Genomic DNA, 10,990 nt, shown 5'->3' with positions numbered 1-10,990 from the left:
CTCTCGAAGTTGCCACCTGTCGCCCCTGTAATGGTGGTGCTGACGGTGCTGCCGTTGCTGTAGACGTCATTGGCCGGGGTATCCACAGCCACGGTGCCGGTAGTCTGGCCGGCGGCAATGGTGATGACCGAGCCATTGCTCAAGGCCACGGTCACTGGGGTCTGGGCCGGATTGGTCAGGGTCGCGGTGTAGGTGATCTGCCCGCCTTCGGTAACGGTGTTGCTGGCCGAAAGGGTCAGGCCAGTGGTGTCCACCGAATCGGTAATCGTGGTCACCGCAGGCGTGGTGCTCGGCACCAGGTTTTCGAAGTTGCCACCGGTCGCGCCAGTAATGGTGGTGCTGACAGTGCTGCCGTTGTTGTAGACGTCGTTGGCCGGGGTATCCACAGCCACTGTGCCGGTCGTCTGGCCAGCGGCAATGGTGATGACCGAGCCGTTGCTCAAGGTCACGGTTACCGGGGTCTGGGCCGGGTTGGTCAGGGTGGCGGTGTAGGTGATCTGGCCACCTTCGGTCACCGTGTTGCCTGCGCTCAGGGTGACATTGGTGGTGTCGATGGTATCGGTGATCTGAGTCACTGCCGGGGTGGTGGGCAGGGTCACGGCAATGCCGGTGCCACCGGTGGTCCCGGTGACGCTCACGCTGATCTGGCTGGCGTCGTTGTAGACGGTATCGTTCGCTGCCAGCGGTACGTTGACGCTACCGGTCGTTTGGCCGGCCGGGATCACGATCACGGAGCCGTTGGACAGGGTCACGGTCAGATTGGTCTGGGGCGCCTGGGTGACCGTCGCGGTATAGACCAGTACACCACCGGCCTCGGTCAGGGTCGGGGTGGCGCTCAGGGACAGTGTCGCGTTGAGCAGGGTGTTGGCTGTGGTATTGGCGTTGGTGTCGAGACCGTTGATGTTGTTGTCAGCGACGGCGGCCGTGCTCAAGCCTTCAGTCGGGAAACCGATGGTCGGATCGACGCTGCCGGCGGTGGCGTCCAGTGCCACGAAGCTGTGACCGCCACCGGCGGCACCCCCCGCGCCCGCAGCGGTAGCACCGGCGGCCGTGGCTTCAAGGGCAGTGGTCGGGTCGGCGCCCGCGGCGATGGCTTGTTGCAGCTCTTCTACGGACGGCGCGGCCTGGGCAGTGGCTTGTGCCAGGTCCGTGGACGAGTCCGGGGCGTTGGCGCTCCATTGGGTATCGCGACCCAGGTCCAGGGTACGGCCATCGGCCAATTCCAATGTGACGGCGCCGGCCGGCCCGGTGTCCAACTGGTCGCCTGTGTAGAGGCGATCGCCTTCAATGAGTACGCGACGGATGCCCTCTGGGGATACGACGAAAACCTGACCAACAATGCTTTTGACGACGGCAATAACACTGCTCATTGAAGACTCTCCGGGTGCCACGTTCAGTAGACTTCCATGGACCCGGGGGCCTCTGAGCCTCGGCGGTCTGGACGTTCTCTTTAACTAAGTAAGGTTGTTTTGACGCTTTGCTGTGTCAATAATTTGGCTGTTGAGTTTCGATTTATTTGTTTATGCCAAACTATTGACCTTGTGTCGGCCATCCTAAACAATCGCTTCAGTAATGTCACATTGATATTTAAGCGGCGACCTGTCCTTTCGGTGCTTGATCCAGTTCTTGTTTCGAACTTTCCGACATACGGTCATTCCGGTTGCCATCATCCGATGCAGCGCCACGTTTCGCTGTGATTCAAGACAAGAGTTCAGGAAAAAAACACCATGCGTCCGCACTTGTTCATGGCTTTGCCCTTCGCCCTCGCCGCAAATCTCGTACAAGCACAAACCTTGCCGCAAGCCATGCAACAGGCCTTGGATGTCCATCCGGAAATCCAGGCCGGTGTGAACAGTCGTCTCGCGGCGGATTACCAACTCAAGGCGGCCAAGGGCGGCTACCTGCCTAGGGTGGACCTTGCAGCCGGGTACGGGCGTGAAGGCACCGATAGCGTCACCACCCGGTCGGGCAGCAACAACCATTGGGAAACCCTGAACCGCAGTGAATCGAGCCTGCGCCTGTCACAAATGGTTTTTGACGGTTTTGCGACGTCCAGCGAAGTGGGGCGTCAACAAGCCACCGTCAACGCCCGTGCCTACTCGTTGCTGGATGCGTCCGAGCGCACCGGCCTGACCGTGGCCCAGGTCTACCTGGATGTGCTGACCCGTCGTGAGTTCGTGCGCCTGGCCGAGGAAAACCTCAAGAGCCACGAACGCATCTTCGACCAGATCAAGCTGCGTACCTCACGTGGCGTGGGCAGCGGCGCCGACCTGGACCAGGCCGAAGCGCGCATGGCCCAGGCCCGCAACAACCTGATCACCGAACAGACCAACCTGGCTGATGCCGAGACCAACTACCTCAGCGCTGTCGGCCAACTGCCCGATCAACTGGAGCGTCCCGCCGATTTTCTGGCGCTGTTGCCGGCCAACCTGACCGAAGCCCGCGCCCAGATGCTGGAAAACAGCCCGGTGCTGCGTTCGGCCGAAGCGGACATCGCCGCCGCCGAGCAACAGTACGAAGCCGCCAAGTCGAGTTTCTATCCACGTTTCGACGCTGAGCTGGGCCGCACGGCCGACAATGACCTGGACGGCCAGAACGGCCATAACAATGAATGGCAAGCCATGCTGCGCATGCGTTTCAACCTGTATGCCGGTGGCAGCAACAAGGCGGACCTGGAATCCAAGTCGTACCTGTCCAACCAGGCCCTGGACATCCGCAACAATGCCCTGCGCCAATTGAATGAAGAGTTGGGCCTGGCCTGGAACGCCCTGAACAACGCCAATGCCCAGGTGCCGATCGCCCAGCAATACGTGGACCACAGCACCAGCGTGCGTACCGCCTACCAGAGGCAGTTCAGCCTTGGCGAGCGGACCCTGCTCGACTTGCTCGACAGCGAAAACGAGCTGTTCACCGCTTCCCGGCGCCTGGCGGAAATCAAGAACGTGCAGTTGTTCACCCAATACCGCATCAAGGCAACCATGGGCCAACTGTTGAAAAGCCAGGGTGTGGTCGCACCGTTGGCATCGGTTGTGCAGAACGACGTGAAACCCAAGGTTCAGTTGCCTGGGATGAATTGAGTCCTACCACCTGTTTTAATCAGTCAGAGTGCCGAGCGTGGAATCAGAAGTCAGTCCAGTCGAACTAGTTCATGACCCGCGCACGCTGCACGACGACCCGTTGCTGGACGGTTTGTTGGCGCTCTGCATGCTGCATCAGAAGCCGGCCAGCGCAGCGATGCTCACCACGGGCCTGCCACTGCCCAAGCAACGGCTGAGCGTCGAATTATTGTCGCGCGCGGCGGCCCGTGCCGGTCTGCAAGGCCGGGTGCTGCAACGCAAGCTGGAGCAGATCCCGACCATCGCCATGCCGGCGTTGTTGCTGCTCAAAGACGGCCGCAGCGCTGTGCTGCTGGGCTGGGTCGGTGACGACCAGGCGCGGCTGCTGCTCAGCGAAAGCGATGGTGGAGAGGTCACGGTCAGCCGTGAACTGCTGGCGGACGACTACAGCGGCAAGGTGTTCTTCGCCCAACCCCAACATAAATTTGACGTCAACCACGGCACGCTCATTCCCCGGGCGCGTTCTTGGTTCCGCGACACCCTCAAGCGGTCCCGCTGGCTGTACGCCGACGCCATCGCCGCGAGCCTGCTGATCAACATCATCGCCATGGCCGCGCCGCTGTTCGTGATGAACGTCTACGACCGCGTGGTGCCGAACCAGGCCGAATCGACCCTGTGGGTGCTGGCCGTGGGCATCACCGGCGCCTATATGTTCGACCTGATCCTCAAGATGCTGCGCAGCCTGTGCCTGGACCTGGCGGGCAAGAAAACCGACCTGATCATCTCGGCGACGCTGTTCGAGCGCATCGTCGGCATGTCCATGAAGTTCCGCCCGGCGCGGGTCGGCAGCTTTGCCCAGAACATCCATGAGTTCCAGAGCCTGCGGGACTTCCTCGCCTCGCTGACCCTCACCAGCCTGATCGACCTGCCGTTCACGTTGCTGATCTTCCTGGTCATCGCGATCCTCGGCGGGCACCTGGTGTGGATCCCGGTGCTGGCCTTCCCCATTGCCCTGTTGATCGGCTACGCGTTGCAGAAGCCCCTGGTGGCGACAATGGAGCGCACCATGGCCCTGGGCGCCGAGCGCCAGTCCAGCCTGATCGAAACCCTGGCGGGCCTCGATGCGGTGAAGGTCAACAACGCCGAGAGCGAGCGCCAGTACCAGTGGGAGCAGACCATCGGCACCCTCAGCCGCCTCGAGTTGCGGGTGAAAATGCTGTCCGGCCTGGCGATGAACATCACCTTGCTGATCCAGCAATTGGCTGGCGTGATCATGATCATCTTCGGCGTCTACCAGATCATCGCCGGTAACCTGAGCATGGGCGGGCTGATCGCCTGCTACATGCTCAGCGGCCGTGCCCTCAGCCCGCTGGCCTCGCTGTCGGGCCTGTTGACCCGTTACCAGCAGGCGCGGGTGACCATGACCTCGGTCGACCAGATGATGGAGTTGCCCCAAGAGCGCAATTTCGAAGAGCGTCCGCTGAGCCGCAAGGTACTGCAGGGCGCCATTGAATGCCGTCAGTTGAACTTCACCTACCCGAACCAGCAGAACGCCGCGCTGAAGAACATCAACCTGGTGATCAAGCCGGGGGAGAAAATCGGCATCATCGGTCGCAGCGGCTCGGGCAAAAGCTCGCTCGCCAAATTGCTGGTGGGCCTGTATCAGCCTGACGACGGTGCCTTGCTGGTGGACGGCGTGGACATCCGCCAGATCGACGTCAGCGAGCTGCGCTACAACATTGGCTACGTGCCCCAGGACATCCAGCTACTGGCCGGCACCCTGCGGGACAACCTGACCTCCGGCGCCCGTTACGTCGAAGACGAACTGGTGCTCCAGGCCGCTGAGCTGGCGGGTGTGCACGAATTCGCCCGCCTGCATCCGCAAGGCTATGAGCTGCAAGTCGGCGAGCGCGGGCAGAACCTGTCCGGTGGCCAACGCCAGAACGTCGCCCTGGCCCGCGCGCTGCTGCTCAACCCGCCTGTCCTGCTGCTGGACGAACCCACCAGTGCCATGGACAACACCGGCGAGGAGCGCTTGAAACAGCGCCTGGCCGCCGTGGTGGAAAACAAGACCGTGCTGCTGGTGACGCACCGGGCATCCTTGCTGTCGCTGGTGGATCGCCTGCTGGTGATCGACCGTGGACAGATCCTCGCCGATGGCCCGAAAGCCGCGGTCATGGAAGCGCTGAAGAAGGGGCAGATCAGTGTTGCTTAAGTCAGGTTTAAAGGGCGGGGTGGGCCGCTATTTCAAAGGTTCCGACTCGCTGCACGGCCAGCCGCTGCCCGAGGTCAACAAAGCCCTGATCGAGGACGCTCCCCGGGTGGTGCGTTTGACGATCTGGGGCATCATCGGCTTCTTTGTATTCCTGATGCTGTGGGCCAACTTCGCCGAGATCGACGAAGTGACCAAGGGCGACGGCAAGGCGATCCCATCGTCCAAGATCCAGAAAATCCAGAACCTGGAAGGCGGCATCGTCGCAGAGCTGTTCGTCAAGGAAGGGCAGATCGTCGACGCCGGCGCGTCGTTGATTCGCCTGGACGACACACGATTTGTCTCCAACGTCGGCGAAACCGAGGCTGATCGACTGTCCATGCTGTTGCGAGTCGAGCGCCTGAGCGCCGAGGTCGATGACCGGCCGCTGAACTTCCCGGCCGATGTGCTCAAGGCGGTGCCGGGCCAGGCCGCCAGCGAAGAGTCGTTGTACATCAGCCGCCGCCAGCAGTTGCACGATGAAATCGGCGGCTTGCAGGAGCAGTTGATCCAGCGCCAGCAGGAACTGCGCGAGTTCGTGTCCAAGCAGGCGCAGTACCGCTCCGGCCTGGCGTTGCAACGCCAGGAAATCAACATGTCCGAGCCGCTGGTGGCCCAGGGCGCGGTGTCGCCGGTGGAAGTGCTGCGGCTCAAGCGCGCCGAAGTCGAGACCCGTGGGCAACTGGACGCCACGACGCTGGCGATCCCCCGCGCCGAATCGGCGATCAAGGAAGTGCAGCGCAAGATCGACGAGACCCGCGGCAAGTTCCGCAGCGAAGCCCTGACCCAGCTCAACGAAGCCCGCACCGACCTGAACAAGGCCCAGGCCACCGGCAAGGCCCTGGAGGACCGGGTGAGCCGGACCCTGGTGACGTCGCCCGTGCGGGGTATTGTCAACAAGCTGCTGGTGAACACCATCGGCGGCGTGATCCAGCCCGGCAGCGACCTGGTGGAAATCGTGCCGCTGGACGACACCATTCTGGTGGAAGCGAAAATCCGTCCCCAGGACATCGCCTTCCTGCACCCCGGCCAGGACGCCACGGTGAAATTCACCGCGTACGACTACACCATCTACGGCGGGATGAAAGCCAAGCTGGAACAGATCGGCGCCGACACCATCACCGATGAAGACAAGAAAACCACCTACTACATCATCAAGCTGCGCACCGAACGCAGCCATCTGGGCACGCCTGAAAAACCCTTGCTGATCATCCCTGGGATGGTGGCGTCGGTGGACATCATCACCGGCAAGAAAACCGTGCTCAGCTATCTGCTCAAGCCCATCATCAAGGCCCGGTCCGAGGCGTTGCACGAGCGGTAGTTCTCAGGTTGATCGTTCCCACGCTCCGCGTGGGAATGCCTCCTGTGACGCTCCGCGTCACGCTTTCGGAACGCAGAGCGTCCCTGGCTGCGTTCCCACGCAGAGCGTGGGGACGATCAACAACCCTTGCTGATCATCCCTGGGATGGTGGCGTCGGTGGACATCATCACCGGCAAGAAAACCGTGCTCAGCTATCTGCTCAAGCCGATCATCAAGGCCCGGTCCGAGGCGTTGCACGAGCGGTAGTTCTCAGGTTGATCGTTCCCACGCTCCGCGTGGGAATGCCTCCTGTGACGCTCCGCGTCACGCTTTCGGAACGCAGAGCGTCCCTGGCTGCGTTCCCACGCAGAGCGTGGGAACGATCAACAGTTTCTGCCACCTGAGCTAAACGCCATATCGTTATTCATTAACGGTATTTAAATTCCAATTCTTATAGCTTTAAAGTCATCCTCCTGCGTACCTGCCGACCAATCGGCACGCCGCACGACACAAACCAACACGGTGACCCCGTGAGTTTTTGATCGATTGCGCGCCCATTGAAGCGCGCTGTGTGGGAGTGATGTATGCCAGCCGTTTCCTTTTCTCCAGATTCAAATGCCGCGACCATCGCGCCGCAGTCGTTCGCCATCCTCCCGTTTCGCGATGCCGTCGGCGCCGAGATCGTCGGGCTGGACCTGTCCCGGCCCATCAACGACCAGGATTTCGCCCGCATCCATCGCGCGCACCTGGACTATCACGTGGTGGTGTTCCGCGACCAGCGCATCACCCCCGAACAGCACATCGCCTTCAGCCGCCGTTTTGGCGTGCTGCAAATCCATGTGCTCAAGCAGTTCCTGCTGGCCGGGCATCCGGAAATCCTCATCGTGTCCAACATCATCGAAAACGGCCAATCCATCGGCCTCGGCGATGCAGGCAAGTTCTGGCATTCGGACCTTTCCTATAAGGAGCTGCCCAGCCTCGGCTCGATGCTCCACGCCCAGGAACTGCCGAGCGAAGGCGGCGACACGCTGTTCGCCGACATGCACAAGGCCTGGGACGGTTTGCCCGAAACGTTGCGTAAAGCGGTCGAGGGCCGTTCGGCGGCGCATTCCTACACTGCGCGCTACAGCGAAACCAAATTCGAAGGCAACTGGCGCCCGACGTTGACGCCGGAGCAACTGGCCCAGGTGGCCGAAGTCGTGCACCCCATCGTCCGCACCCACCCGGAAACCGGGCGCAAGGCATTGTTCGTCAGCGAGGGGTTCACCACCCGCATCGTCGGCCTGCCGGAGGATGAAAGCAAAGCCATCCTGACGGAGCTGTATGCCCACAGCGTGTTGCCTCAAAACATCTATCGCCATCAATGGCAGCCCCATGACTTGGTGTTCTGGGATAACCGCTCGCTGATCCACCTGGCCGCCGGTTGCCCGAGCCATCTGCGCCGCAAGCTGTATCGCACCACCATCCAGGGCGACGCCCCTTTCTGATCGGCTGCGCCTCGCGCCAAGAGCCCGGAGAATCACCATGTCCAAGCGCATTGCTTTTGCACCGCTGGCCGCCGCCATCGGCCTGGGCTTCAGTTTGCTGGCCGGCAACCTGGTCGCGACGGCCAGCGCCCACGCCGAGGGCGAGATTCGGATCGCCGAGCAGTTCGGCATCGTTTACCTGTTGCTGAACGTGGTCCGCGACCAGCAATTGATCGAGAAGCACGGCAAGGAAGAGGGCATCGACATCAAGGTCGATTGGACCCAACTGTCCGGCGGGGCGGCGGTCAACGATGCATTGCTGTCGGGTTCCATCGACATTGCCGGAGCCGGCGTCGGGCCGTTGCTGACGGTCTGGGACCGCACCCGTGGCAAGCAGAACGTCAAGGCCGTGGCCTCCCTGGGCAACTTTCCCTATTACCTGTTGAGCAACAACCCCAAGGTCAAGACCATTGCCGACTTCACCGAGAAGGACCGCATCGCGGTGCCAGCGGTGGGTGTTTCGGTGCAGTCGCGTTTCCTGCAATACGCCGCCGCCAAGCAGTGGGGTGACAAGGACTTCAATCGCCTCGACAAGTACACCTTGGCCGTCCCGCACCCGGATGCCACGGCGGCGTTGATTGCCGGCGGCACCGAATTGACCGGGCATTTTTCCAACCCGCCGTTCCAGGACCAGGCCCTGCAAAATCCCAACGTCCATGTGGTGCTCAACTCCTATGACGTGCTCGGGCCGAACTCACCCACGGTGCTGTTCGCCACTGAGAAATTCCGCGATGAAAACCCGAAGACCTACAAGGCGTTCGTCGAGGCGCTGACCGAAGCGGCCGAGTTCGCCCAGAACGATAAAGGTGCGGCGGCGGACATCTACCTGCGGGTGACCAAGGCCAAGATCGACCGGGCGACCTTGTTGAAAATCATCGACGACCCGCAGATCGAATTCACCGTCACACCGAAAAACACCTACCCGCTGGCTGAATTCCTCTACCGCGTCGGCGCCATCAAGAACAAGCCGGCGTCATGGGAAGACTATTTCTTCCAGGACGCCAAACCGTTGCAGGGGAGCTGATTGTCATGAACGCGCGTTTGCAAGGCCACGCGGCCAGCAATCCCACCGCCACCGGCACGGCATTGCTGTCGGTGGACAACGTCAGCCTGGAGTACCGCACGCCACAACGCGTGGTACGGGCCACCCACCAGGTGAGTTTCGAAGTCGATCCGGCGGACCGTTTTGTGTTGCTTGGCCCGTCCGGGTGCGGCAAGTCCACCTTGCTCAAGGCCATTGGTGGCTTCATCACGCCGTGCGAAGGCGAGATTCGCTTGCAAGGCCAAACCGTCAACGCGCCGGGACCGGACCGGATCGTGGTATTCCAGGAGTTCGATCAACTGCCTCCGTGGAAAACCGTCAAGCAGAACGTGATGTTCGCGCTGCTGGCGTCCGGCACCCTCAAGCGTCGCGAGGCCGAGGAGCGGGCGCTGCATTACCTCGACAAAGTGGGCCTGGCGGCGTTTGCCGATGCCTACCCTCACACGTTGTCCGGTGGCATGAAAGCTCGGGTAGCGATTGCCCGGGCACTGGCGATGCAGCCGAAGATCCTCTTGATGGACGAGCCCTTCGCCGCCCTCGATGCCCTGACCCGACGCAAGATGCAGGAAGAACTGCTGCTGCTCTGGGAAGAGGTGCGTTTCACGCTGTTGTTCGTCACCCACTCCATCGAGGAAGCGTTGGTGGTGGGCAATCGCATCCTGCTGCTGTCACCGCACCCTGGGCGTGTGCGGGCGGAAGTCCACAGCCATCAATACGATCTGCACAGCCTCGGCGGCGTGGGGTTCCAGCACACGGCGCGGCGGATTCATGGCTTGCTGTTCAATGAAGGTCAGCCGCCTGAAATCGAGCGTGAGCTGGATTTCACCGACATCCGTATCGCGTATTAAGGGGAGCCTTTCATGAGCCAGTTATCGCCTGCGCGCGAAGAGTACGAAGTCGACCTGCAACCCCTGACCCACGTGCCATTGGAGCGGGAGTTGCCCTTGGGCCAGCGCCTCTGGCAACAGGGTTGGCTGCGCAAAAGTTTGATCCTGTTGTTGCTGGCAGTGGTGTGGGAGGGCGTGGCGCGCTACCAGAACAACGACCTGCTGCTGCCGAGCTTCTTGCAGACCGCCAGCGCGTTGTATGACGGTTTGCTCAGCGGCGAGCTGTTGGGCAAGGTGTGGATTTCCCTGGTGGTGCTGCTCAAGGGCTATCTACTGGGCATCGTCCTGGCGTTTGGCTTGACCACATTGGCGGTGTCGACGCAGTTGGGCCGCGACCTGCTCAGCACGTTGACGTCGATGTTCAATCCGCTGCCGGCCATCGCCCTGTTGCCGTTGGCGCTGCTGTGGTTCGGCCTGGGGCAGAACAGCCTGATTTTCGTGCTGGTGCATTCGGTGCTGTGGGCGCTGGCGTTGAACATGTACGCGGGGTTTCTCGGTGTGTCGGAAACGCTGCGCATGGCCGGGCGCAACTACGGGCTCAAGGGCCTGCGTTTTGTGCTGTTCATCCTGATCCCGGCGGCGCTGCCGTCGATCCTCGCCGGGCTGAAAATCGGCTGGGCCTTCGCCTGGCGGACCCTGATCGCCGCCGAACTGGTATTCGGCGCCACCAGCGGCAAGGGCGGCCTGGGCTGGTACATCTTCCAGAACCGCAACGAGCTGTACACCGACAAGGTGTTTGCCGGGTTGGCGGTGGTGATCCTGATCGGGTTGCTGGTGGAGAACCTGGTGTTCGACAGTTTGGAGCGGGTGACGGTGAAACGCTGGGGGATGCAGCGCTAACCGATGGTGTGAATGCAGTCTATGGCTTTAGGTGTCTGGGCTGACGCCTTCGCGAGCAAGCCCGCTCCCACAGTTGATCGATGTTGAT

8 protein-coding genes are annotated in these 10,990 nt (G+C 61.8%); 7 read left to right on the top strand and 1 reads right to left on the bottom strand.

Going from position 1 to position 10,990, the window contains the following annotated elements; all coding sequences use genetic code 11:
• Positions 1-1,370: retention module-containing protein (locus tag BM321_RS27695; protein ID WP_139236219.1), on the bottom strand; the 1,370-nt coding region annotated here is incomplete at its 3' end.
• A 357-nt stretch (positions 1,371-1,727) separates the two neighbouring features.
• Here BM321_RS27695 and BM321_RS27690 point away from each other — a divergent pair.
• The 7 genes from BM321_RS27690 (at position 1,728) to BM321_RS27660 (ending at position 10,902) form a co-directional block, all read left to right on the top strand.
• Positions 1,728-3,077 (top strand): TolC family outer membrane protein, encoded by a 1,350-nt coding sequence (locus tag BM321_RS27690; protein ID WP_092446112.1) that lies wholly within the window; start codon positions 1,728-1,730, stop codon positions 3,075-3,077.
• A 37-nt stretch (positions 3,078-3,114) separates the two neighbouring features.
• Entirely contained in the window at positions 3,115-5,271 is a 2,157-nt protein-coding gene (locus BM321_RS27685) for a type I secretion system permease/ATPase (RefSeq protein ID WP_092446117.1), read from the top strand.
• Entirely contained in the window at positions 5,261-6,628 is a 1,368-nt protein-coding gene (locus BM321_RS27680; RefSeq protein ID WP_092446110.1) for an HlyD family type I secretion periplasmic adaptor subunit, read from the top strand. Before BM321_RS27685 ends, BM321_RS27680 begins: the two co-directional genes overlap by 11 nt.
• Positions 6,629-7,191: 563 nt before the next feature.
• A complete protein-coding gene (locus tag BM321_RS27675; RefSeq protein WP_072409312.1) occupies positions 7,192-8,094 on the top strand; it encodes a TauD/TfdA dioxygenase family protein in 903 nt (300 codons plus the stop codon).
• Positions 8,095-8,131: 37 nt separating this feature from the next.
• Positions 8,132-9,157, top strand: coding sequence for an ABC transporter substrate-binding protein (locus BM321_RS27670; protein WP_092446108.1), 1,026 nt, complete (start codon positions 8,132-8,134; stop codon positions 9,155-9,157).
• A 5-nt stretch (positions 9,158-9,162) separates the two neighbouring features.
• Positions 9,163-10,023: an ABC transporter ATP-binding protein gene (locus BM321_RS27665; protein WP_092446107.1), complete on the top strand. Its 861-nt coding sequence runs from the start codon at positions 9,163-9,165 to the stop codon at positions 10,021-10,023.
• Positions 10,024-10,035: 12 nt separating this feature from the next.
• Positions 10,036-10,902 (top strand): ABC transporter permease, encoded by an 867-nt coding sequence (locus BM321_RS27660; RefSeq protein WP_092201384.1) that lies wholly within the window; start codon positions 10,036-10,038, stop codon positions 10,900-10,902.
• The last annotated feature ends 88 nt before the right edge of the window (positions 10,903-10,990 follow it).

Origin of the sequence: Pseudomonas sp. NFIX10, assembly GCF_900111955.1 — a bacterium.
In the GTDB taxonomy this organism is placed as follows: domain Bacteria; phylum Pseudomonadota; class Gammaproteobacteria; order Pseudomonadales; family Pseudomonadaceae; genus Aquipseudomonas; species Aquipseudomonas fluorescens_AA.
Note: the sequence above shows the minus strand (reverse complement) of the source record. Positions and strands in the feature narration are given on the sequence as shown.